This is a genomic window from Bacillus siamensis KCTC 13613 (genome assembly GCF_000262045.1).
GTDB lineage: Bacteria > Bacillota > Bacilli > Bacillales > Bacillaceae > Bacillus > Bacillus siamensis.
The window spans coordinates 330,363-353,232 of record NZ_AJVF01000013.1 but is presented as its reverse complement, the minus strand read 5'-3'; the positions used below and the strand labels follow the sequence as shown (position 1 = coordinate 353,232).

General features: G+C 47.1%; 24 protein-coding genes. All 24 read left to right on the top strand.

The window, feature by feature from the left end:
* Nucleotides 1-10: 10 nt before the first annotated feature.
* The 24 genes from sdaAA (at nt 11) to sucC (ending at nt 22,869) form a co-directional block, all read left to right on the top strand.
* Nucleotides 11-913, top strand: a complete 903-nt coding sequence (sdaAA, locus tag Y79_RS0101775; RefSeq protein WP_016936151.1) for an L-serine ammonia-lyase, iron-sulfur-dependent, subunit alpha — start codon at nt 11-13, stop codon at nt 911-913.
* Nucleotides 891-2,939, top strand: coding sequence for an ATP-dependent DNA helicase RecG (gene recG, locus Y79_RS0101770; RefSeq protein WP_016936150.1), 2,049 nt, complete (start codon nt 891-893; stop codon nt 2,937-2,939). The genes sdaAA and recG overlap by 23 nt, the downstream gene beginning before the upstream one ends.
* Before the next feature lie 106 nt (nt 2,940-3,045).
* Nucleotides 3,046-3,612 carry a transcription factor FapR gene (fapR, locus tag Y79_RS0101765; protein WP_016936149.1) on the top strand — a complete coding sequence of 189 codons (567 nt, stop codon included), beginning with the start codon at nt 3,046-3,048 and terminating at the stop codon, nt 3,610-3,612.
* 13 nt (nt 3,613-3,625) lie between these two features.
* Nucleotides 3,626-4,624, top strand: coding sequence for a phosphate acyltransferase PlsX (gene plsX, locus Y79_RS0101760; protein ID WP_016936148.1), 999 nt, complete (start codon nt 3,626-3,628; stop codon nt 4,622-4,624).
* An 18-nt stretch (nt 4,625-4,642) separates the two neighbouring features.
* Nucleotides 4,643-5,596 (top strand): ACP S-malonyltransferase, encoded by a 954-nt coding sequence (gene fabD / locus Y79_RS0101755; protein WP_016936147.1) that lies wholly within the window; start codon nt 4,643-4,645, stop codon nt 5,594-5,596.
* Nucleotides 5,589-6,329: a 3-oxoacyl-[acyl-carrier-protein] reductase gene (gene fabG / locus Y79_RS0101750; protein ID WP_016936146.1), complete on the top strand. Its 741-nt coding sequence runs from the start codon at nt 5,589-5,591 to the stop codon at nt 6,327-6,329. Before fabD ends, fabG begins: the two co-directional genes overlap by 8 nt.
* Before the next feature lie 84 nt (nt 6,330-6,413).
* Nucleotides 6,414-6,647 carry an acyl carrier protein gene (gene acpP, locus Y79_RS0101745; RefSeq protein ID WP_003154310.1) on the top strand — a complete coding sequence of 78 codons (234 nt, stop codon included), beginning with the start codon at nt 6,414-6,416 and terminating at the stop codon, nt 6,645-6,647.
* A 138-nt stretch (nt 6,648-6,785) separates the two neighbouring features.
* Nucleotides 6,786-7,535 (top strand): ribonuclease III, encoded by a 750-nt coding sequence (gene rncS / locus Y79_RS0101740; RefSeq protein WP_003154303.1) that lies wholly within the window; start codon nt 6,786-6,788, stop codon nt 7,533-7,535.
* Nucleotides 7,536-7,636: 101 nt separating this feature from the next.
* Nucleotides 7,637-11,197, top strand: a complete 3,561-nt coding sequence (smc, locus tag Y79_RS0101735) for a chromosome segregation protein SMC (protein ID WP_016936145.1) — start codon at nt 7,637-7,639, stop codon at nt 11,195-11,197.
* 19 nt (nt 11,198-11,216) lie between these two features.
* On the top strand, nt 11,217-12,206 hold the full coding sequence (gene ftsY, locus Y79_RS0101730; RefSeq protein ID WP_016936144.1) for a signal recognition particle-docking protein FtsY: 990 nt from the start codon (nt 11,217-11,219) through the stop codon (nt 12,204-12,206).
* A gap of 82 nt (nt 12,207-12,288) precedes the next feature.
* A complete protein-coding gene (locus Y79_RS0101725) occupies nt 12,289-13,059 on the top strand; it encodes a phosphotransferase family protein (protein ID WP_016936143.1) in 771 nt (256 codons plus the stop codon).
* 119 nt (nt 13,060-13,178) lie between these two features.
* Nucleotides 13,179-13,511, top strand: a complete 333-nt coding sequence (locus Y79_RS0101720; protein WP_003154299.1) for a putative DNA-binding protein — start codon at nt 13,179-13,181, stop codon at nt 13,509-13,511.
* A 13-nt stretch (nt 13,512-13,524) separates the two neighbouring features.
* Nucleotides 13,525-14,865, top strand: a complete 1,341-nt coding sequence (gene ffh, locus Y79_RS0101715; RefSeq protein WP_016936142.1) for a signal recognition particle protein — start codon at nt 13,525-13,527, stop codon at nt 14,863-14,865.
* A 105-nt stretch (nt 14,866-14,970) separates the two neighbouring features.
* Nucleotides 14,971-15,243 (top strand): 30S ribosomal protein S16, encoded by a 273-nt coding sequence (gene rpsP, locus Y79_RS0101710; RefSeq protein ID WP_003154296.1) that lies wholly within the window; start codon nt 14,971-14,973, stop codon nt 15,241-15,243.
* The gene (locus tag Y79_RS0101705; protein ID WP_007611392.1) at nt 15,243-15,488 is read left to right on the top strand and encodes a KH domain-containing protein; all 246 of its coding nucleotides are present in this window, start codon (nt 15,243-15,245) and stop codon (nt 15,486-15,488) included. The genes rpsP and Y79_RS0101705 overlap by 1 nt, the downstream gene beginning before the upstream one ends.
* Before the next feature lie 88 nt (nt 15,489-15,576).
* Entirely contained in the window at nt 15,577-15,963 is a 387-nt protein-coding gene (locus tag Y79_RS0101700; protein ID WP_016936141.1) for a YlqD family protein, read from the top strand.
* Between the two features lie 4 nt (nt 15,964-15,967).
* Nucleotides 15,968-16,492 (top strand): ribosome maturation factor RimM, encoded by a 525-nt coding sequence (gene rimM, locus Y79_RS0101695; RefSeq protein ID WP_016936140.1) that lies wholly within the window; start codon nt 15,968-15,970, stop codon nt 16,490-16,492.
* Nucleotides 16,489-17,220 carry a tRNA (guanosine(37)-N1)-methyltransferase TrmD gene (gene trmD / locus Y79_RS0101690; protein ID WP_016936139.1) on the top strand — a complete coding sequence of 244 codons (732 nt, stop codon included), beginning with the start codon at nt 16,489-16,491 and terminating at the stop codon, nt 17,218-17,220. Before rimM ends, trmD begins: the two co-directional genes overlap by 4 nt.
* A gap of 140 nt (nt 17,221-17,360) precedes the next feature.
* Nucleotides 17,361-17,708 carry a 50S ribosomal protein L19 gene (rplS, locus tag Y79_RS0101685; RefSeq protein ID WP_003154288.1) on the top strand — a complete coding sequence of 116 codons (348 nt, stop codon included), beginning with the start codon at nt 17,361-17,363 and terminating at the stop codon, nt 17,706-17,708.
* Between the two features lie 142 nt (nt 17,709-17,850).
* A complete protein-coding gene (gene ylqF, locus Y79_RS0101680; RefSeq protein ID WP_016936138.1) occupies nt 17,851-18,699 on the top strand; it encodes a ribosome biogenesis GTPase YlqF in 849 nt (282 codons plus the stop codon).
* A 72-nt stretch (nt 18,700-18,771) separates the two neighbouring features.
* Nucleotides 18,772-19,539 (top strand): ribonuclease HII, encoded by a 768-nt coding sequence (locus Y79_RS0101675; RefSeq protein WP_016936137.1) that lies wholly within the window; start codon nt 18,772-18,774, stop codon nt 19,537-19,539.
* 16 nt (nt 19,540-19,555) lie between these two features.
* Nucleotides 19,556-21,259, top strand: a complete 1,704-nt coding sequence (locus tag Y79_RS0101670) for a hypothetical protein (protein WP_016936136.1) — start codon at nt 19,556-19,558, stop codon at nt 21,257-21,259.
* Nucleotides 21,256-21,537 (top strand): FlhB-like flagellar biosynthesis protein, encoded by a 282-nt coding sequence (locus tag Y79_RS0101665; RefSeq protein ID WP_016936135.1) that lies wholly within the window; start codon nt 21,256-21,258, stop codon nt 21,535-21,537. Before Y79_RS0101670 ends, Y79_RS0101665 begins: the two co-directional genes overlap by 4 nt.
* A 174-nt stretch (nt 21,538-21,711) precedes the next feature.
* Nucleotides 21,712-22,869, top strand: a complete 1,158-nt coding sequence (gene sucC / locus Y79_RS0101660) for an ADP-forming succinate--CoA ligase subunit beta (RefSeq protein ID WP_016936134.1) — start codon at nt 21,712-21,714, stop codon at nt 22,867-22,869.
* Nucleotide 22,870 lies beyond the last annotated feature (1 nt).

The window sequence follows — 22,870 nt, the reverse complement described above, 5'->3', positions numbered from 1 at the left end:
GGAAAATGACATGTTTCGTAATGTAAAAGAATTAATAGAAATCACTCAAGAAAAACAAATTCCGATCTCAGAAGTGATGATCACCCAAGAGATGGAAGTGACACAAAAAACGCGGGAAGAGATCTTTCAAGGAATGGAACGCAATCTTTCCGTCATGGAAGCGGCGGTTGAAAAAGGGCTGAACGGCGTCACGAGCCAGACCGGTTTAACAGGAGGAGATGCCGTGAAACTGCAGGCATACATCCAATCGGGAAAAAGCCTGTCAGGCAATCTGATTTTAGACGCCGTGTCTAAAGCTGTAGCTACAAATGAAGTCAATGCGGCGATGGGAACGATCTGCGCTACACCGACCGCCGGCTCTGCCGGGGTTGTGCCGGGAACGTTATTCGCCGTAAAGCATAAGCTGAACCCTACGACGGAACAAATGATCCGTTTTCTGTTTACAGCCGGCGCGTTCGGTTTTGTCGTAGCGAATAACGCGAGTATTTCGGGTGCGGCGGGAGGCTGTCAGGCGGAAGTCGGATCGGCATCCGGTATGGCTGCCGCTGCAATTGTGGAAATGGCGGGCGGAACGCCTCAGCAATCAGCGGAAGCAATGGCGATTACGCTGAAAAATATGCTCGGTCTCGTATGTGATCCGGTCGCCGGCTTGGTAGAAGTGCCGTGTGTCAAACGGAACGCAATGGGAGCCTCCAATGCGATGATCGCGGCGGATATGGCGCTGGCAGGGATTACGAGCCGCATTCCTTGCGATGAGGTAATAGACGCGATGTACAAAATCGGCCAGACGATGCCGACAGCACTGCGTGAAACGGGACAAGGCGGTTTAGCCGCGACACCGACGGGAAGAGAATTAGAGAAAAAAATTTTCGGAGGAGCGCTGAAATTAAGTGAAACACCATCAGCAAACTAGTATAGCGGAGATTAAGGGCATTGGGCCGGAAACAGAAAAAACATTGCACGAACTGGGTATCTATGACATTTCTGATCTTCTGAATTATTTCCCTTACCGTTATGACGACTATGAGCTGAGGGATTTAGAGGAAGTAAAACATGAAGAAAGAGTGACGGTAGAAGGGAGGGTTCATTCAGAACCTTCTCTTACCTATTACGGCAAAAAACGAAACAGGCTGACATTCAGAGTGCTTGTCGGCAATTATTTAATTACCGCGGTTTGTTTTAACCGTCCGTACTTAAAAAAGAAACTGACGCTCGGTTCTGTCGTCACGATATCCGGTAAATGGGATAAACACAGGCAGACCGTATCCGTGCAGGAACTAAAAAACGGTCCTCATCAAGAAGATAAAAGCATTGAGCCTGTTTATTCCGTTAAAGAAAACGTCACCGTTAAAATGATGAGACGATTTATTAAGGATGCGCTGCAGCATCATTTGGACAGTGCGGCCGATCCGCTTCCTGAAAAATTGAGAATCCGCTACAAGCTGCCTGATTACAAACAAGCCCTGCAGACGATGCATCAGCCGGAGACGAGGGAATCGCTGCAGCAGGCAAGACGCCGGTTTGTGTACGAAGAATTCTTATTGTTTCAGCTGAAGATGCAGGCGTTCCGTAAAGCGGAAAGAGAACAGTCAAAAGGGATCAGCCACGTGTATCCTGCTGAAAAGCTCGCCGCTTTCACAGACAGCCTTCCGTTTTCGCTCACGAACGCACAGATGCGCGTGCTCCGTGAAATTACCGCTGATATGACATCGCCATACAGAATGAACCGGCTGCTGCAAGGTGATGTCGGTTCGGGAAAAACGGCGGTCGCCGCCATCGCTTTGTACGCTGCGATTCTGTCGGGGTATCAGGGGGCATTAATGGTGCCGACAGAAATTCTGGCCGAACAGCATGCTGACTCTCTCGTATCGTTGTTTGCAAATGAAGACGTGAATATCGCGCTTTTGACGAGTTCTGTAAAAGGAAAGCGGCGCAGGGAGCTTTTGGAGCGGCTTGCTCTCGGAGAGATTGATATTTTAGTAGGGACCCATGCTTTAATCCAGGATGAAGTGGAATTTAAAGCGCTGGGCCTTGTCATTACGGACGAGCAGCACCGGTTCGGGGTCGAACAGCGCAAAAAACTCAAGAATAAAGGCCAGGATCCGGATGTGCTGTTTATGACAGCCACACCGATTCCGAGAACGCTGGCCATTACCGTCTTCGGAGAAATGGATGTTTCCGTGATAGATGAAATGCCCGCGGGACGAAAGCAAATCGAAACGTATTGGGTGAAACACGACATGCTGGAGCGGATTTTGGCTTTTATAGAAAAAGAGCTGAAACAGGGCAGACAAGCCTATATAATCTGTCCGCTCATTGAAGAATCGGATAAGCTGGATGTGCAGAATGCGATTGACGTATATAACATGCTGTCTGATGTGTACCGCGGCAAATGGAATGTCGGTCTGATGCACGGGAAGCTCCATTCTGATGAAAAAGATCAGGTGATGAGAGAATTCAGCGTCAATCAATGTCAGGTTCTCGTGTCAACAACCGTCGTAGAAGTCGGGGTGAACGTGCCGAATGCGACAATTATGGTCATCTATGACGCCGACCGTTTCGGATTATCTCAGCTCCATCAGCTCCGCGGCCGGGTCGGACGGGGAGACCACCAATCTTTCTGCATCTTGATGGCCGATCCAAAATCCGAAACCGGGAAAGAGCGGATGAGAATCATGTCGGAGACAAATGATGGGTTTGAACTGTCTGAAAAGGATCTTGAACTGCGCGGTCCCGGCGATTTCTTCGGAAAAAAACAAAGCGGTATGCCCGAGTTCAAGGTGGCGGATATGGTTCATGACTACAGAGCTTTGGAGACGGCCCGTCAGGATGCGGCCAATCTTGTGTCTTCAGAAGCTTTTTGGAAAGATGACGAGTACAGCATGCTTCGTGCTCAATTGCTTTCAAGCGGTGTCTTAGAAGGGGAGAAATTAAGCTGATTCTGCAAAATTCGGCGGCTTTCAAAAAACAATCATTGCATTCCAATCTATGAAATTATATACTACTATTAGTACCTAGTCTTAATTGTCCGGATGGTGTTTATAGATGAGAAGAAGCAAGAAAGAACGCCAAAAATTATTGCAGCAGACGATCAAATCGACACCCTTCATCACAGATGAAGAATTAGCGGGGAAATTCGGCGTCAGCATTCAGACGATCCGTTTAGACCGCTTAGAGCTCTCAATACCGGAGCTGAGGGAAAGAATTAAAAACGTGGCAGAGCAAACGCTTGAAGATGAAGTGAAATCACTGCCTTTAGATGAAGTGATCGGTGAAATCATTGATCTGGAGCTTGACGGCCAGGCCATTTCTATATTAGAAGTAAGACGCGAACATGTTTTCAGCCGCAATCAGATTGCGCGGGGGCATCATTTGTTTGCGCAGGCGAACTCACTCGCCGTAGCCGTCATAGATGATGAGCTGGCGCTGACCGCAAGCGCAAATATCCGCTTTACAAGACAGGTGAAAGAGGGCGAGCGCGTCGTTGCGAAAGCCAAAGTGACGGCAGTCGAAAAAGAAAAAGGCAGAACGGTAGTGGAAGTCAACAGTTATGTGGGAGAAGAAGTCGTATTCTCCGGCAACTTTGACATGTACCGTTCAAAACAATCATAAAGGTGGAGCATGCATGAGAATAGCTGTAGATGCAATGGGAGGCGACAATGCACCCAAAGCTGTTATTGACGGAGTAATGAAGGGTATTGAGGCATTTGACGATCTTCATATTACGCTGGTCGGTGACAAGACAACGATAGAATCACACTTGCCAACAACATCAGACCGCATCACCGTATTGCACGCCGATGAAGTGATTGAACCGACGGATGAACCGGTCCGCGCCGTACGCAGAAAGAAAAACTCTTCTATGGTGCTGATGGCACAGGAAGTGGCTGAAAACAGAGCGGATGCCTGCATTTCAGCGGGGAATACGGGCGCATTGATGACAGCGGGGCTGTTTATTGTCGGCAGAATTAAAGGAATCGACCGGCCGGCCCTTGCGCCGACGCTTCCGACCGTATCAGGCGACGGTTTCCTTCTTTTAGATGTAGGCGCCAATGTCGATGCCAAGCCGGAGCACCTTGTCCAGTACGGAATAATGGGATCTGTATATGCCCGGCAGGTTCTCGGAATCAGCTCGCCGCGCGTCGGCTTGTTAAATGTCGGCACGGAAGAAAAGAAGGGAAACGACCTGACAAAAAAGACGTTTGAATTATTAAAAGAAACAAACGTGAATTTTGTCGGAAACGTAGAGGCGAGAGACTTGCTGGAAGGCGCTGCTGACGTTATCGTTACAGACGGCTTTACGGGCAACGTCACGTTGAAAACATTGGAAGGTTCAGCGTTATCAATTTTCAAAATGCTGAAAGATACACTGACTTCAAGTTTTGTTTCTAAGCTGGCAGCAGGAGTGCTGAAGCCGAAGCTGATGGAAATGAAACTGAAAATGGACTATTCTGAGTACGGCGGGGCGAGTCTTTTCGGTTTAAAGGCGCCTGTTATTAAAGCGCACGGCTCTTCTGATGCACGCGCTGTTTATCACGCGCTGCGCCAGGCGAGAGAAATGGTCAGCCAAAACGTGGCCGCATTTATAGAAGAAGAAGTAAAAGAAGAAAAAACAGATGAGTAGTCTGGAGGTTATCACACCATGAGTAAGATTGCATTTTTATTTCCCGGACAGGGATCACAATATATCGGTATGGGAAAAGACCTGTACGAACGCGAAGAAGCGTCAAAACGTATTTTTGATGAAGCGGATGAAACGCTTGAAACAAAGCTGAGCTCGCTCATTTTTGAAGGCGATGCTGAAGAATTAACCCTTACATACAATGCGCAGCCTGCGCTCTTAACAACAAGCATTGCCGTATTGGAAAAGTTTAAAGAATCCGGCATCACGCCGGATTTCACAGCCGGCCACAGCCTCGGAGAATATTCGGCGCTCGTTGCGGCGGGAGCGATGACATTTAAAGATGCCGTTTACACGGTAAGAAAACGGGGAGAATTCATGAATGAAGCCGTGCCGGCGGGAGAAGGCGCAATGGCCGCTATTCTCGGAATGGATGCGGAATCCTTGAAAAAGGTGACGGATCAAGTGACAGAAAACGGCCACCTCGTACAGCTTGCAAATCTGAACTGCCCCGGCCAGATCGTGATTTCCGGAACGGCAAAAGGCGTGGAGCTTGCTTCAGAAGAAGCGAAAAACAACGGGGCAAAACGGGCGATCCCGCTAGAAGTAAGCGGACCGTTCCATTCTGAATTAATGAAGCCCGCGGCGGAAAAACTCGAAGAAGTGCTCAGCGCATGTGAGCTGAAAAGTGCGGCTGTTCCCGTTATATCAAACGTTTCGGCTGACATCATGACAGAAAAAGACGATATCAAGAAAAAGCTGATCGAACAGCTTTATTCACCTGTACGCTTTGAAGAAACAATTAACAAACTGATTGACGAAGGCGTTACGACGTTTGTTGAAATCGGTCCCGGAAAAGTGCTTTCAGGCCTTGTGAAAAAAGTGAACCGCCGTCTGAAAACAATCGCGGTTTCTGACCACGAAACCATTGAATTGGCGATTCAAACGCTGAAGGAGGAGAATCAGGATGCTTAATGAAAAAACAGCAGTCGTAACGGGAGCGTCCCGCGGAATCGGGCGGGCGATCGCGCTTGATCTTGCGAAAAACGGATGTAACGTAGTTGTCAACTACTCCGGAAGTGAAGCGAAAGCGAACGAGGTCGTAGATGAAATCAAATCTTTGGGCCGAAATGCGATCGCGGTAAAAGCCGATGTATCAAATTCCGAAGAAGTACAAAACATGATGAAAGAGGCTGTCGCCGAATTCTCTTCAATCGACATTCTTGTGAACAATGCGGGAATCACAAAGGACAATCTCCTGATGAGAATGAAAGAAAATGAATGGGATGACGTCATCAACATTAACCTGAAAGGTGTTTTCAACTGCACGAAAGCCGTGACTAGACAGATGATGAAACAGCGCTCAGGCCGGATTATCAACGTATCATCAATCGTCGGCGTCAGCGGAAACCCGGGCCAGGCGAACTATGTGGCGGCAAAAGCCGGTGTGATCGGCTTGACAAAGTCATCTGCCAAAGAGCTTGCGAGCCGTAATATTACGGTCAACGCCATCGCTCCGGGCTTTATTTCCACGGATATGACGGACAAGCTTTCTAAAGAAGTCCAAGATGAAATGCTGAAGCAGATTCCGCTCGCGCGTTTCGGTGATCCTTCCGATATCAGCAGCGTTGTCACGTTCCTTGCTTCTGAAGGATCGCGTTATATGACGGGCCAGACCCTCCATATTGACGGCGGAATGGTGATGTAAAGATTTGTTTTTAAAATTTCATCCTAGTTTCTCTAGTTTTTTAAAAACGAATCCTCTATAATACTTGAGGGGAGGTGAATTGCTATGGCAGATACATTAGAGCGTGTAACGAAAATCATCGTAGACCGCCTTGGCGTTGATGAAGCTGACGTCAAACTTGAAGCTTCTTTCAAGGAAGACTTAGGTGCTGATTCCCTAGATGTAGTTGAGCTTGTTATGGAACTTGAAGACGAGTTTGATATGGAGATTTCTGACGAAGATGCTGAAAAGATTGCAACAGTCGGCGACGCTGTGAACTACATACAAAACCAGCAATAAGCTGATGCTAAAAGTCCCGCCTGACAGCGGGGCTTTAGCCCTTTAACCGTTCGGTTACCGGCGTCTGACGCTGTACGCGCTGCCGATTCCGTTTACGGCGGGAAGCGCGGTGAACCTGATGTGCCTATGGAGGTTACTATGTCAAAACACTCACATTTTAAAGATAAAAAAAAGTTCTATAAAAAAATAGAGCAATTTAAAGAGTTCCAAGAACGGATTTCGGTTCATTTTCAAAACGAGAAACTTTTGTATCAAGCATTTACACATTCATCTTATGTGAATGAGCATCGGAAAAAGCCGTATGAAGACAATGAAAGGCTTGAATTTTTAGGTGACGCTGTTTTGGAACTGACGATCTCCCAATTCTTATTTGCCAAATATCCGGCCATGAGTGAAGGAGATTTGACGAAGCTGAGAGCCGCTATCGTATGCGAGCCGTCACTCGTCTCCCTTGCCCACGAATTGTCATTCGGCGATCTTGTTCTTTTGGGTAAAGGAGAAGAAATGACGGGCGGCAGAAAGCGTCCTGCGCTTTTAGCGGATGTGTTTGAAGCGTTTATCGGCGCACTGTATCTGGATCAGGGCCTTGAGCCGGTTCAGCAATTCCTGAAAGAGTACGTGTTCCCTAAAATAAACGATGGTGCTTTTTCTCATGTGATGGATTTCAAAAGCCAGCTTCAAGAATTTGTGCAGCGGGACGGAAAAGGATCGCTTGAGTACAAAATTCTCAATGAAAAAGGACCTGCCCACAACCGGGAATTCGAGGCGCTTGTCTCTCTTAAAGGTGAGGCGCTCGGCATCGGGAACGGACGTTCCAAAAAAGAAGCCGAGCAGCACGCGGCACAGGAAGCTCTTGCAAAATTGCAAAAACACCATACGAAACAATAAAATCCCCCTGTATCCCTAGGGGGATTTCAATATGTCTGCGCCTGATATAAGCGGGGGATTATGATAATATTGAGATACTTATACGATAAGGAGGATCTGGGATGTTCCTCAAACGTTTAGACGTTATAGGATTTAAATCATTTGCAGAACGGATATCCGTTGACTTTGTAAAAGGCGTCACTGCCGTTGTCGGTCCGAACGGCAGCGGAAAGAGCAACATAACCGAAGCCATCCGCTGGGTGCTCGGCGAACAATCAGCCCGCTCGCTTCGGGGCGGGAAAATGGAAGATATCATTTTTGCCGGAAGTGATTCACGCAAGCGGCTTAACCTTGCGGAAGTCACGTTAACGCTTGATAATGAAGATCATTTTCTCCCGATCGATTATCACGAAGTCAGCGTGACGAGACGGGTTTACCGTTCCGGAGAAAGTGAATTTCTCATCAATAATCAGCATTGCCGCCTGAAAGACATCATTGACTTATTTATGGACTCCGGGCTCGGGAAAGAAGCGTTTTCCATTATCAGCCAGGGGAAAGTCGAAGAGATTTTAAGCAGCAAAGCGGAAGACCGCCGCAGTATTTTTGAAGAAGCTGCCGGCGTGCTGAAATATAAAACACGAAAGAAAAAAGCGGAAAACAAACTGTTTGAGACGCAGGATAACTTAAACAGGGTGGAAGATATTCTTCACGAGCTCGAAGATCAGGTCGAACCGCTGAAAATCCAGGCATCAATCGCCAAAGACTACTTAGAAAAAAAGAAAGAGCTTGAGCACGTCGAAATCGCCCTTACCGCCTTTGATATCGAAGAACTGCATGGCAAATGGTCGGGTTTAAAAGACAAGGTGCAGGCTGCTAAAGAAGAAGAATTGGCGGAATCGTCGGCGATCTCCGCTAAAGAAGCGGCGATAGAAGAGACGAGAGATAAAATCCACGCGCTCGACGAATCCGTCAACGAGCTGCAGCAGGTTCTGCTCGTGACAAGTGAAGAGCTTGAAAAGCTGGAAGGCCGGAAAGAAGTGCTGAAAGAGCGCAAAAAAAACGCCGCGCAAAACCGGGAACAGCTTGAGGAATCGGTCACACATTACACAAAGAAGGAAGCAGAACTGAAATCGGCTATTGAAAAACAGTCTGCCGTCTTTGATAAGCTGCGTGCCGAAGTGAAGCGGTTAAATGCCCAGGTGAAAGAAAAGCAGCAGGCGCTCAGCCTTCATAATGAAAACGTCGAAGAGAAAATCGAACAATTAAAAAGCGATTACTTCGAATTGTTAAACAGTCAGGCGTCGATCCGCAACGAGCTGCAGCTTTTAGATGACCAGATGTCCCAATCTGCCGTCCAGCAGGCGAGACTGACCGCAAACAATGAAAAATATCTTCAGGAACGAAATGATATTTCCGTCCGCAAAGCGGCATGCGAAGAAGAACTGGCCGCAGTTGAAGCTGATATTGACAATCAGGTCGGCCGCTTTCGCGAAGTCCAGACCGCATATGAACAGAAAAAACGCCAGTATGAAAAGAAAGAATCAGCCCTGTATCAGGCGTATCAATTTGTACAGCAGGCCAGATCCAAAAAAGATATGCTTGAAACGATGCAAGGCGATTTTTCAGGGTTTTACCAAGGCGTAAAAGAAGTACTGAAGCAGAAGGAGCAGCTTGGCGGCATCCGCGGCGCTGTTCTCGAACTGATTTCCACTGAACAAAAATATGAAACGGCGATCGAGATTGCACTCGGCGCGGCGGCGCAGCACGTTGTCACAGACGATGAGCAGGCGGCGCGGAAAGCGATTCAATATTTAAAACAGAATTCCTTCGGCCGCGCAACGTTTCTGCCGCTTACGGTCATGAAACCGCGCCAGCTCCAAACCCGTGATGAACAGACGGCTTCGAAGCATCCGTCTTTTCTCGGCGCAGCGAGCGGGCTTGTCACGTATGATGCGGCGTATCGGAATGTCATTGAAAACCTTCTCGGCACAGTGCTGATCACTGAAGATTTAAAAGGTGCGAATGAACTTGCCAAGCTTGTCGGGCACCGCTACCGCATCGTGACGCTTGAAGGCGATGTCGTCAATCCAGGCGGATCAATGACAGGCGGCGCAGTCAAAAAGAAAAACAATTCTCTGCTCGGCAGAAGCCGTGAGCTTGAGACGGTGACTGCGCGGCTCGCCGAAATGGAAGAAAAAACAGCTGTGCTCGAAAAAGAAGTCAAATCGCTGAAACAAGCCATTCAAGAGCTTGAACATACGCTGAACGGTCTCCGTGAAGACGGTGAGGCTTTCAGAACAAAGCAGCAGGACGTAAAAGGCAGGCTGTATGAACTCGAAGTCGCCGAAAAGAACATCAATACCCATCTGGAGCTTTACGATCAGGAGAAAGCATCACTGACGGAAAGCAGCCGGGAAAAAGAGGCGCGAAAATCAGCATTGGAAGAACAGCTGAGTGAGGCATCCGGCCAGCTGAAAGAGCTTGAGGAAGAGATGGACAGGCTGACAAAACAAAAGCAGACCCTATCCTCAACAAAAGAAACGCTCTCTCATGAGCTGACGGAATGTAAAGTGGCCGCGGCGAAAAAAGAACAGGCGTGCTCGAGTGAGGAAGACAACCTCAAAAGGCTGAAAAAAGAGCTTGAAGAAACGCAGCTCGCCCTGAAAGAAACACGGGAAGATTTAAGCCTCCTGACCTCAGAGATGACGTCCAGCACAAGCGGTGAGGAGCAGCTTGAAGAAGCAGCCCATCATAAGCTTCACGATAAAACGAGAACGATCGAATTGATCGCCAGCCGGCGCGATCAGCGTGTGAAACTTCAGAGGGCGCTTGATACGAACGAGCTTGAGCTGAAAGAGATGAAGCGTCTGTACAGGCAAAAAACCGAAATTCTGAAAGATGAAGAGGTAAAACTCGGCCGGATGGAAGTTGAGCTTGATAACCTCTTGCAATATTTACGTGAGGAGTACAGCTTATCCTTTGAAGGGGCAAAAGAACAATATCAGCTCGAACTCGAGCCTGAAGAGGCGAGAAAACGGGTCAAACTGATCAAGCTTTCAATTGAAGAGCTCGGAACGGTCAATCTCGGCAGCATCGATGAATTTGAAAGAGTGAACGAACGGTATCAGTTTTTAACGGAGCAGAAAAATGATCTGACGGATGCGAAAAATACACTGTTCCAAGTCATTGAAGAAATGGATTCAGAAATGACGAAGCGGTTCCATGAAACGTTTATCCAGATCCGTTCTCAATTCAACGACGTGTTCCGTTCCTTGTTCGGAGGAGGGCGCGCTGAACTGAAGCTGACCGATCCGAATGACCTTCTCAACTCAGGGGTGGACATTATTGCCCAGCCTCCGGGCAAAAAACTGCAAAACTTAAATCTTTTGTCAGGGGGAGAACGGGCGCTGACCGCCATTGCCCTTTTATTCTCCATTTTGAAAGTAAGGCCCGTTCCGTTCTGCGTGCTTGATGAAGTGGAAGCCGCGCTTGATGAAGCCAATGTATTCAGGTTTGCTCAATACTTAAAAAAATACAGTGGCGACAGCCAGTTTATCGTCATCACCCACAGAAAAGGCACCATGGAAGAAGCGGATGTCCTCTACGGTGTTACGATGCAGGAATCCGGCGTTTCCCGAATGGTTTCGGTCAAACTGGAAGAAACAAAAGAATTCGTTCAGTAACGAGGAAAGAGGTTGAAAGATGAGCTTTTTTAAAAAATTAAAAGAGAAAATCACGAAACAGACAGATTCCGTCTCTGAAAAATTTAAAGACGGTCTCGAAAAAACAAGAAATTCCTTCTCAAATAAAGTGAACGAGCTCGTCTCCCGCTACCGGAAAGTCGACGAAGATTTCTTCGAAGAGCTTGAGGAAGTGCTGATTAGCGCTGACGTCGGTTTCACAACGGTGATGGAACTGATCGACGAGCTCAAAAAAGAAGTGAAGCTGAAAAACATCCAGGATCCTCAGGAAGTGCAGTCCGTCATTTCTGAAAAGCTCGTCGACATTTATAACAGCGGCGACGAAGAGATTTCTGAACTGAATATTCAGGACGGGCGCTTAAACGTTATTCTGCTTGTCGGCGTAAACGGCGTCGGAAAAACGACAACCATCGGAAAGCTGGCCCACAAGCTGAAGAATGAAGGCAAATCCGTTGTGCTTGCTGCCGGAGACACCTTCAGAGCCGGGGCGATTGAACAGCTTGAAGTGTGGGGGGAGCGTACTGGTGTGCCTGTCATTAAGCAGGCTGCCGGGAGCGACCCTGCGGCAGTTATTTACGATGCCGTACACGCGGCTAAAGCAAGAGGCGCGGATGTGCTGATTTGTGATACGGCCGGCCGCCTTCAGAATAAAGTAAACTTAATGAAAGAGCTTGAAAAAGTCAAACGCGTCATCGAACGCGAAGTGCCTGAGGCTCCGCATGAGGTTCTGCTTGCGCTTGACGCGACGACAGGTCAGAATGCGATGGCGCAGGCGAAAGAATTCTCCAAAGCGACGAATGTGACGGGTATCGCATTAACGAAGCTTGACGGCACCGCAAAAGGCGGTATCGTCCTGGCGATCCGCAATGAGCTTCACATCCCCGTGAAACTGGTCGGCCTCGGAGAAAAGGTTGACGACCTCCAGCGGTTTGATGCAGAATCTTACGTATACGGTCTCTTTTCTGATTTAGTTGAAAAAGCCGAGGATTAATGAATAAAAAACGAGTATAAAACCTTCCATTTTATACTCGTTTTTTTATACGCATTGATACTCGGAATGGAGGGAGCAGTTGTTGGACAAATGGCTGAAAGCTGAATTGGAAAGGAAGATCGGCGCGATAAACCATATGTCGCTGCTGGATGAACAGGGAGGCACTTCAACCGTTCGGAAAATAGTGACCGGCCAAGACGCATTTTTGCTGAAAAGTTCTTTTCAACAGAAGTATCGGGAATGGTTAATGAGAGAAGCCTTCGTTTTACAACAACTGACGGAAACTCGTCGTCTGCCTGTTCCTATTTATTATGGGATGATACAGGAACAGCATGCCAGCCATATCGTCATGTCATTTGAGGATGGAATCACCCTCACTTCTGCTTTAAGAAAAGCAAAAGGGGATACTGAAAAGAAAAAGCTGATCAAGCGTTTCGGCCAGTTTCTGCAACGGCTGCATGAAACCGAAATGGTCCCTGGTTTACAGCTGGAAACAGACTGGCTCGATCTGCAAATCAAACGAGCCGGGGAATATGTCAAAAAAGGACAGGCTGAAGGAAGTGCAGAGCTTTTGAAGGATTTGGACCGGTACAGACCTGTTCCTGTTCAGCAGACAATGATTCACGGTGACTGCACGACTGATAATGTGCTGGTGAAAGACGGAGAGGTCTGTCTGTTTATCGATGCTGCGGGAATATCGGCGGGAGATCCGCGATATGATGAATCATTAGCGATCCGTCATTTTGTCACAAATGAAGCATGGCTCAATGCTTTTTACGAAGGCTATTGCCGCTATCGTGTATCAAAACAAGAATTCGAGTATTTTAACGGCGGTCTATACGAATTTTTTTAAAAACTGATTATGTAAAAAGAGCCTCATGCTTTGACAAGATAAAAACTTGACACACGCTCTGAAACCATGTAAACTATGTTTTTGTAAAGGGATTTGACTTAACAAAGGGGAGAGCTCAAATGTCGCTCGAAAAAACGACGAGAATGAACTATTTGTTTGACTTCTATCAGTCGTTGCTGACGTCAAAACAAAAGAGCTATATGTCGCTTTATTATCTGGACGATTTCTCCCTTGGTGAAATAGCCGAAGAGTATGACGTTTCAAGGCAAGCCGTTTACGATAACATCAAACGGACTGAAGCGATGCTTGAACAATATGAAGAAAAACTGCTCCTTTTTAAAAAGTTTCAGGAGCGTAAAGAAATGTTTACAAAGCTGAAAGAGCTTGCTTCCGGCTTGCAGGAAGAGGAAAAAATGACGGCTCTGATTGAAGCGCTTGAGAAATTAGATTAGGAGGCGGCAAACAATGGCATTTGAAGGATTAGCCGACCGACTGCAAAAGACGATTTCAAAAATCCGCGGAAAAGGAAAAGTCAGCGAACAAGACGTAAAAGAGATGATGCGTGAAGTTCGTCTTGCGCTTCTTGAGGCTGACGTTAACTTTAAAGTCGTAAAGGATTTTGTGAAAAAAGTAAGTGAACGGGCTGTCGGACAGGACGTCATGCAGAGTCTGACACCCGGTCAGCAGGTTATTAAAGTCGTAAAAGAAGAGCTTACCGAGCTGATGGGCGGCGAAGAAAGCAAAATTGCCGTCGCCAAACGCCCGCCGACCGTTATTATGATGGTCGGGCTCCAAGGTGCCGGTAAAACGACAACCACGGGGAAGCTCGCCAACCTGCTGCGCAAAAAACATAACCGCAAACCGCTGCTCGTGGCTGCAGATATTTACCGTCCCGCTGCGATTAAGCAGCTGGAAACACTGGGGAAACAGCTTGATATGCCGGTCTTTTCGCTTGGCGATCAGGTCAGCCCGGTGGAAATTGCCAGACAGGCGATTGAAAAAGCGAAGGAAGAGCATCATGATTATGTGATTTTAGATACCGCCGGACGGCTGCACATCGATCACGAACTGATGGATGAGCTCTCCGGCGTAAAGGAAGTCGCAAACCCTGAAGAAATTTTCCTTGTCGTCGACTCAATGACCGGTCAGGATGCGGTGAACGTCGCCAAAAGCTTTAATGACCAGCTCGGTTTAACGGGCGTCGTTTTAACAAAGCTTGACGGGGATACCCGCGGAGGTGCGGCGCTTTCTATCCGTGCAGTCACTGAAACGCCGATTAAATTCGCCGGAATGGGAGAAAAACTCGACGCTTTAGAAGCGTTCCATCCCGAGCGTATGGCATCCCGGATTCTCGGAATGGGTGACGTGTTAACCCTGATTGAAAAAGCTCAGGCGACAGTTGATGAAGACAAAGCCAAAGAGCTTGAGCAGAAAATGAGAACGATGAGCTTCACATTGGATGATTTTCTTGAGCAGCTCGGCCAGGTCCGAAACATGGGGCCTCTTGACGAACTGCTGCAAATGATGCCCGGCGCAGGCAAAATGAAAGGCTTAAAAAACATCCAAGTCGATGAAAAACAGCTGAATCATGTGGAAGCGATCATTAAATCAATGACTGTTCTTGAAAAAGAACAGCCGGATATCATTAACGCCAGCCGGCGGAAGCGGATTGCCAAAGGAAGCGGAACATCCGTTCAGGAAGTCAACCGTCTTTTAAAGCAGTTTGAGGAAATGAAAAAAATGATGAAGCAGATGACCAACATGTCAAAAGGGAAGAAAAAAGGCTTTAAACTACCTTTTATGTAATCGGTTATACATGATAAAACCGTTGTTAAGAAAAAACACTTTACAAACACTTTTATCATTGTTAATATACTATCTTGTTGAAATATTTTCGGAGGTGCTAGTAAAATGGCAGTAAAAATTCGTTTAAAACGTATGGGAGCAAAAAAATCTCCTTTCTATCGTATTGTTGTAGCAGATTCTCGTTCACCGCGTGACGGCCGTTTCATCGAAACAGTCGGAACATACAACCCGGTTGCAAAGCCGGCTGAAGTGAAAATCAACGAAGAGCTTGCTCTTAAATGGCTGCAAACAGGAGCTAAACCTTCTGATACAGTCCGCAACTTGTTCTCAAGCCAAGGAATTATGGAAAAATTCCACAACGCTAAACAAGGCAAGTAATGACTGATCAGAACTTGGAAGATTTGATTGTCAGCATTGTGGCTCCGCTTGTCGACCATCCGGAAGACATAACGGTCACAAAAGAAGAGACCGATCAAAAGATTGCGCTGCGCTTATCTGTCAATAAGTCAGATACCGGTAAAATTATCGGAAAGCAAGGCCGGACTGCAAGAGCGATTCGAACCGTCGTTTTTGCAGCTGGCGCACAGTCTTCTAAGAAAGTTCAATTTGAAATATTTGACTGAAAGGGAGAGGGCCGGCACCTCCCCTTTTTTTACACGTAAAAAAGGCAAATGAACAGAAATATGTTGGAAGAGTGGGGAGTCTGGTCCTATGCAGATTATTCACAGGGTTACCGTTATGCAGGTTCTGACCGAGCAAAGCAAGGAAAAGCTTTTGGCCTCTTTTGCAGAAAAAAAGCAAACGCTTGAACGAGAATGCAGCCAGCTCTATTTTCAGCTTAGAAAACATGAAAAAGATCAGCAGAATCCCGATGTAGCGGAATCTTTTAAAAAAGCCATTGAGAAAAGACAAGACAAAATCAAAATGATCGATTTCCAAATAAGCCAGACACATTCGCTCCCGCTCGGAAGCGAAGTGAAGGAAAAGGAGATCGATGCGCTGCTTTCAATCAACGTCGGTGATAACTGGCATGAAAAAACAGCGGCAAATACCATCGTCATAAAAGACGGGGTAGTAATTGAAATTCGCCCGAGGTGATAATATGACAAACAGATGGTTTAATGTAGGCAAAATTGTAAATACCCACGGCATTAAAGGCGAAGTGCGGGTCATTTCTAAAACCGACTTTGCCGAAGAACGGTACAAGCCCGGCAATACGCTCTATTTGTTTGCGGAAGGGGCTGCGGAGCCAATCAAAGTAACGGTCAGCACCCACAGGCTTCACAAGCAGTTTCACCTGCTGCAATTCAAAGAAATGCCGAGTCTTAATGAAGTCGAACACCTAAGAAACATGGTGATCAAAGTCCCTGAAGAAGACTTGGGAGAGCTTGAAGAAGATGAATTTTATTTTCATGAAATCATCGGCTGTGAAGTGGTATCAGAGGACGGGGAACTGATCGGCACAGTGAAGGAAATCTTGACGCCCGGGGCTAATGACGTATGGGTAGTTGCAAGAAAAGGGAAAAAAGATGCGCTCATTCCGTATATCGCTTCTGTGGTCAAGGATATTAATATAAATGAGAAGAAAATTAAGATTCATGTAATGGAAGGGTTAATAGACGAATGAAAATCGACTTTTTAACACTGTTTCCCGAGATGTTTCAAGGGGTTCTCGGCTCATCCATCCTGCAAAAAGCACAGGAAAAAGAGGCTGTCCGTTTTGACGTCATCAATTTCCGGGCTTTTTCGGATAATAAACACCAAACGGTTGATGATTACCCGTACGGCGGGGGAGCCGGGATGGTGTTAAAGCCGCAGCCTGTGTTTGATGCCGTTGAAAAGCTGACAGCCGGTACGGATGCCAAGCCGCGCATTATTCTCGTCTGCCCGCAAGGTGAACGTTATACGCAGAAGAAAGCCGAGGAGCTGGCGGAAGAGGAACATCTGATGTTTATTTGCGGACATTATGAAGGGTATGATGAACGGATCCGGGAACACCTTGTCACGGATGAAATCTCCATCGGGGATTTTGTGCTGACAGGTGGAGAGCTCCCTGCCATGATGATTGCCGACAGTGTTGTCAGGCTTTTGCCGGGCGTCCTCGGAAAAGAAGCATCCCACGTGGAGGATTCCTTCAGCACGGGGCTTTTAGAGCATCCGCATTATACAAGGCCTGCAGATTATAAAGGCTTAAAAGTGCCTGAGATGCTTCTGTCCGGCAACCATGCCAAAATAAAAGAATGGCGCAATAAAGAATCAATCAGAAGAACCTTTTTAAGACGTCCGGATCTTCTTGAAAACTATCCTCTCACCGATGAGCAAAGAAAATGGATTTCCGAGTGGGAAAACGAATAGATTCTATTGCGCAGGCAATGAAGATATGATAAGATACTACTTGTGGCTTAAGAAGGCTTATCCTTCAAAAGCTTGAAAACGATGTTCCGCTGTGCCTTGCAGTTGTGGCTAAGAGCATCTGTTGGAAGGAGTTGAAAACGATGCAAAAACTAATTCAAGATATCACAAAAGAACAGCTTCGCACTGATCTTCCTGCGTTCCGTCCTGGTGACACTTTACGTGTACACGTAAAAGTTGTTGAGGGTAACCGTGAGCGTATCCAGATCTTCGAAGGTGTTGTGATCAAGCGTCGTGGTGGTGGAATCAGCGAAACGTTCACAGTTCGTAAGATTTCTTACGGTGTTGGCGTTGAACGTACATTCCCTGTACACACACCAAAAATCGCGAAAATCGAAGTTGTACGTTACGGTAAAGTACGTCGCGCTAAGCTTTACTACCTGCGTGAACTTCGCGGAAAAGCGGCTCGTATTAAAGAAATCAGACGATAATGATAACGAACGAAAAGAGCTTGTTACCCGTAACAGGCTCTTTTTTTATATGACATTTGTAAAAGCGGAACAAGCAACGTAAAATACATAAGAGATCACCGGGACATACAGTTCCGGCAAATAAGGCAGGTGTCGAAGTCACATGACCATTCAATGGTTCCCGGGCCATATGGCTAAAGCGAGACGGGAAGTAACAGAAAAACTGAAGTTAATTGATATCGTCTACGAATTGGTGGATGCGAGAATACCGATGTCATCGAGAAACCCGATGATTGAGGAAATTTTAAAAAATAAGCCGCGCATTATGCTTTTAAATAAAGCCGATAAGGCCGATGCGGCTGTAACGGCCCAATGGAAGGATCACTTTCAGGGACAGGGGATTCCCTCTCTTTCAATAAACTCCGTTAACGGACAGGGGCTGCATCAAATCGTGCCGTCCTCGAAAGAACTGCTGAAAGATAAGTTCGATAAAATGAAAGCAAAAGGCATTAAGCCAAGAGCGATCCGCGCATTAATCATCGGCATTCCGAACGTCGGGAAATCTACGCTCATCAACCGTCTGGCCAAAAAAAACATTGCCAAGACGGGAGACAGGCCCGGCATTACCACTTCCCAGCAGTGGGTAAAGGTAGGCAAGGAATTAGAGCTGCTCGATACACCGGGGATTTTATGGCCTAAATTTGAAGACGAGCTTGTCGGTTTGCGCCTGGCGATCACCGGGGCGATTAAAGATTCCATTATCAACCTGCAGGATGTGGCCATTTTCGGGCTGCGCTTTCTGGAAGAGCATTATCCAGACCGCCTAAAGGAGCGTTACGGACTTCAGGAAATCCCTGAGGATATTGCCGCTCTTTTTGACGCGATCGGTGAAAAACGCGGCTGTTTAATGGGCGGCGGACTGATTGACTACGATAAAACGACAGAAGTCATCATCCGGGACATCCGGACGGAAAAGTTCGGCAGGCTTTCATTTGAAACACCATCAGAATAAAGACGCGCAGCGATGCGGGTCTTTATTTTTTCCGCAGAATACCGATATACATAATGTAAGGGAGAAGAGAACGTGAATACATTAACCGTAAAAAGCGTAAAAGAACGCCTGCAAGAGGTCAAAGATGAAAGAGACCCCTTCATTGCCCAATGTGAAAAAGATCCGAGAAAAAGCGTACAGACGCTTTTAGAGCAATGGCTGAAAAAACACGCGAAGGAAAAAGCCCTTAAAGAGCAGTGGCTGAACATGACGGCATACGAAAGGCTGTCATACAAAAAGGGCTTCCGCCTGATTGCAGGCGTTGACGAAGCGGGAAGAGGGCCGCTTGCCGGACCGGTTGTCGCAGGTGCTGTCATTTTGCCGGCAGAATGCGAGATTCTCGGACTCACGGACTCGAAGAAACTGTCGGAAAAGAAGCTCGGGGAGTATTACGATCGGATTACGGAAGAAGCCACAGCGATAGGAGTAGGCATTGTCCATGCGGATGTCATTGACCGGATCAACATTTATGAGGCCGCGAGACTCGCGATGGTAAAAGCGGTCAATGCTTTATCGGAAACACCTGATTATCTGCTTGCAGATGCCATGACGCTACCGCTGGACATTCCGCAGTCATCTGTTATAAAAGGGGATGCCAAAAGCGTGTCAATTGCCGCCGGAGCCTGCATTGCTAAAGTAACGCGGGACCGTCTCATGGCGGAATACGCCAAAACCTATCCCATGTACGGCTTTGAAAAAAATAAGGGCTACGGAACGAAAGAACATCTTGAAGCTCTTCAGGCATACGGACCGACAACTATTCACCGAAAAACATTCGCTCCCGTTCAATCTTATTGTTAGAAAAGAGGCTTAAGACATGAACATAAGCGGCGAAATCCAAGCGGCTTTCAGACAGCTGACGGCGGAAATCTCTCAGGATCGGCAAGACGGCGGTAAAGACAGCGGCGAAAAAAGACTGCTGTTAGGGAAGGTTCTCCGTTTGCTGGACGATCAAAGCGCGCTTATCCAAATCGGCGGCCGGACGATGCAGGGAAAGCTTGAAACCGCCCTCCGTCCTCAGGCATATTACTGGTTTTCTTATGACAGACAGCCGGCGGAAAAAATAGGCCGGCTTCATGTTGTTGACCAATTTGATGGAAGCCCGAAAACCGTTCAGGAAGCGGCGGGAAGACTGTTAAATGCTCTTTCCGTCAAACCGAACCCGGTATCTCTGCAGATTGCCGAAACGTTTATGCAGCAGAAGCTGCCGATGACGGAAAACAGCCTCAAAGCCTGCATCCGCTGGGCTGAATCGCTTCCGGCCGCCGAGTCGAAAAAGGCGGCAGAAACAATCGTATTTGCGCTGAAACGGGAACTGCCCGCGCACCCTGAAGTCTTGTCAGCTATTCATGCTGTTAAATTTCCGGTTCCGACCCGCCGCCTTCTTTCCGGACTGCTTCAGGCAATCAATCAGGCTCCGCAATCGGCAAAAGAGCTGTCCGCGCTTCAAGAGGCGGTTTCTGACGTGTTAGACGCGGAAACGGATCTTCATGCAGAGCGCCTCTTGAAGAAGCTTGCCGAGACCGCACGCATGCCGATTTCAGAAACCGGGCCGATGGATAAAGGAGAACGGACGGAATTAAAACAATCACCAATTGTCCGAGAGACTAGTGAAAACGTAAAGGCAGCCACAAGCCGCCCTTCTCCTCCGCGTGCCCGGACAGATACGGAGCTGCCTGAAAAAGCGGCAAGACAGCTTATCGAAAAATTAATGACATCAGCCGAAAAGAATGAAAACCGTCCCGTAAAAGAAACGGCGGACATCATCAAGGCTTTCATTTCTCAAGATAAAACATCCAAAACAGCACCTGTTCTCCAAAACGTACATCTGACAGAACAGGAGGCGGCTGTTTTCGAAAAAGCCGTTCAGCTTACTGAACTGAAATATGCGGAAAAACATGACGTATTAAGCCTTTTGCAAAGAATCAAAAAAGGGCTGGGCACCCGTGATGAATTATCATTCATTACAGCGCTTGAAAAAGGCGCGGCTCCGCAGCCGGAGAAACAAGCGCTGAAAACGGCTCTCCAAGCCGTCCGGACGCTTCAAGACGCGCCCCAATCCGTTAAACAAGAGGCAGAACCGCTCATTCATAAATTAAACGGACAGCTGTTTATTGAGCAGCAGAATCCATCTTTTACGCAGATGGTGCTGTCATTTCCGTTGGGAGCGTCCGCGTATGAGAATGACATCACAGTTCTCTTTAAAGGACGGAAGAAGCCTGACGGAAAACTTGATCCGTCACATTGCAGGCTCCTGTTTTTGCTGCATCTTGAAACGCTGCAAGAAACCGTTGTGGACTGTATGATTCAGCAAAATGTAATGACCATTACGGTTGAGACCGATTTTGAGCTTCAGGCGGCCATCGACCCTCTCGTACCGGCTTTAAAAGAGGCTGTAAAAGAAACGGGCTTCAGTCTGTCGGGCGTTACGGCTAAAAAGCGGCGACCGAAAGACCAGAGCGCTCTTGTGGAAGAGTTTATAGAAAAAGACGGCGGACGAAAAGTGGATGTGAAAATATGAAAGAGCAAACGCCGTTAAGAAGAGCTGTCGCCCTGCATTACGACCGGCAGAAAGACCAAGCCCCAAAGGTTGTCGCAACAGGCAGGGGGCATGTCGCAGAAAATATCATAAAAGAAGCTGAGAAGGCGGGGGTTCCCATTCAGGAAGACAGAACCCTTGTCGAATTAATGCGCCATTTGACGGTCGACGATCAGATACCGGAAGCGCTTTATGAGACCGTTGCTGAAATTTTTTCATTTGTTTACCGACTGGATGAAAGCCTGAAAAACGAAAAATAAGGAACATTCATTTCCCGGACTCCGTATAAATTTATATTTTCAATAAAATAAAAGTTAGAATGTTCGGAAGGATATAAAGATTTTGTTTTGAACCCTAGACAATTCTTCCAGTATTATATAGAATGAAAGCGCAGTCTATTTTTAGTTTTGCTACATAAGTTAGGAGGATGGGAAATGAATATCCATGAGTACCAAGGAAAAGAAGTCCTCAGAAAATACGGGGTGTCTGTTCCTGAAGGTAAAGTGGCTTTTACAGCAGAGGAAGCAGTTGAAAAAGCAGAGAGCCTGTCAAGCTCGGTTTATGTCGTAAAGGCGCAAATCCATGCTGGCGGCCGAGGCAAAGCTGGTGGGGTAAAGATTGCAAAAACAATAGATGAAGTGAAGGGGTATGCTGAAGAACTGTTAGGCAAGACGCTCGTCACCCATCAAACGGGTCCGGACGGACAAGTAATAAAACGCTTACTTATTGAAGAAGGCTGCGATATTAAAAAGGAATACTATGTCGGGCTTGTACTTGACCGCGCCACTTCAAGAATCGTTTTAATGGCGTCTGAAGAAGGCGGAACGGAGATTGAAGAAGTAGCGGAAAAAACACCTGAAAAAATTAAAAAAGCGGTTATTGATCCGGCTGTCGGCCTTCAAGGCTATCAGGCAAGGGAAATTGCATTCGCAATTAACATCCCGAAAGAGCTTGTCGGCAAAGCCGCTAAATTTATGCTCGGTTTATATAAAGCATTTGTTGAGAAGGACTGCTCCATCGCCGAGATCAACCCTCTCGTCGTCACGGGAGACGGAAACGTCATGGCGCTCGATGCTAAGCTGAACTTTGACAGCAATGCGTTATACAGACAAAAAGATATTATGGAATACAGAGATTTAGATGAAGAAGACCCGAAAGAAATCGAAGCGTCAAAATACGATCTGAGCTACATTTCCCTTGATGGAAATATCGGCTGTATGGTAAACGGCGCGGGTCTTGCGATGTCTACAATGGATATTATTAAACACTACGGCGGAGAACCTGCAAACTTCCTGGATGTCGGGGGCGGCGCAACCGCAGAAAAAGTTACGGAAGCTTTTAAAATCATTCTTTCCGATCAAAACGTAAAAGGAATTTTCGTAAATATTTTCGGAGGCATCATGAAGTGCGATGTCATCGCCGAGGGCGTTGTTGAAGCGACGAGACAAGTCGGATTGACATTGCCGCTGGTCGTGCGCCTTGAAGGGACAAACGTAGATTTAGGAAAGAAAATCCTGAATGAATCAGGCTTAAACATTACATCTGCGGAATCAATGGCAGACGGCGCGCAGAAAATCGTATCCTTAGTTTAGG

Coding starts and splice junctions, on each gene's coding strand:
- trmD (WP_016936139.1), top strand. CDS start 16,489: ATGAAAATCGACTTTTTAACACTGTTTCCCGAGATGTTTCAAGGGGTT.
- sdaAA (WP_016936151.1), top strand. CDS start 11: ATGTTTCGTAATGTAAAAGAATTAATAGAAATCACTCAAGAAAAACAA.
- rncS (WP_003154303.1), top strand. CDS start 6,786: ATGTCAAAACACTCACATTTTAAAGATAAAAAAAAGTTCTATAAAAAA.
- sucC (WP_016936134.1), top strand. CDS start 21,712: ATGAATATCCATGAGTACCAAGGAAAAGAAGTCCTCAGAAAATACGGG.
- ftsY (WP_016936144.1), top strand. CDS start 11,217: ATGAGCTTTTTTAAAAAATTAAAAGAGAAAATCACGAAACAGACAGAT.
- rimM (WP_016936140.1), top strand. CDS start 15,968: ATGACAAACAGATGGTTTAATGTAGGCAAAATTGTAAATACCCACGGC.
- Y79_RS0101700 (WP_016936141.1), top strand. CDS start 15,577: ATGCAGATTATTCACAGGGTTACCGTTATGCAGGTTCTGACCGAGCAA.
- rpsP (WP_003154296.1), top strand. CDS start 14,971: ATGGCAGTAAAAATTCGTTTAAAACGTATGGGAGCAAAAAAATCTCCT.
- fapR (WP_016936149.1), top strand. CDS start 3,046: ATGAGAAGAAGCAAGAAAGAACGCCAAAAATTATTGCAGCAGACGATC.
- Y79_RS0101665 (WP_016936135.1), top strand. CDS start 21,256: ATGAAAGAGCAAACGCCGTTAAGAAGAGCTGTCGCCCTGCATTACGAC.
- plsX (WP_016936148.1), top strand. CDS start 3,626: ATGAGAATAGCTGTAGATGCAATGGGAGGCGACAATGCACCCAAAGCT.
- smc (WP_016936145.1), top strand. CDS start 7,637: ATGTTCCTCAAACGTTTAGACGTTATAGGATTTAAATCATTTGCAGAA.
- Y79_RS0101720 (WP_003154299.1), top strand. CDS start 13,179: ATGTCGCTCGAAAAAACGACGAGAATGAACTATTTGTTTGACTTCTAT.
- fabG (WP_016936146.1), top strand. CDS start 5,589: ATGCTTAATGAAAAAACAGCAGTCGTAACGGGAGCGTCCCGCGGAATC.
- Y79_RS0101705 (WP_007611392.1), top strand. CDS start 15,243: ATGACTGATCAGAACTTGGAAGATTTGATTGTCAGCATTGTGGCTCCG.
- Y79_RS0101670 (WP_016936136.1), top strand. CDS start 19,556: ATGAACATAAGCGGCGAAATCCAAGCGGCTTTCAGACAGCTGACGGCG.
- acpP (WP_003154310.1), top strand. CDS start 6,414: ATGGCAGATACATTAGAGCGTGTAACGAAAATCATCGTAGACCGCCTT.
- ffh (WP_016936142.1), top strand. CDS start 13,525: ATGGCATTTGAAGGATTAGCCGACCGACTGCAAAAGACGATTTCAAAA.
- ylqF (WP_016936138.1), top strand. CDS start 17,851: ATGACCATTCAATGGTTCCCGGGCCATATGGCTAAAGCGAGACGGGAA.
- rplS (WP_003154288.1), top strand. CDS start 17,361: ATGCAAAAACTAATTCAAGATATCACAAAAGAACAGCTTCGCACTGAT.
- fabD (WP_016936147.1), top strand. CDS start 4,643: ATGAGTAAGATTGCATTTTTATTTCCCGGACAGGGATCACAATATATC.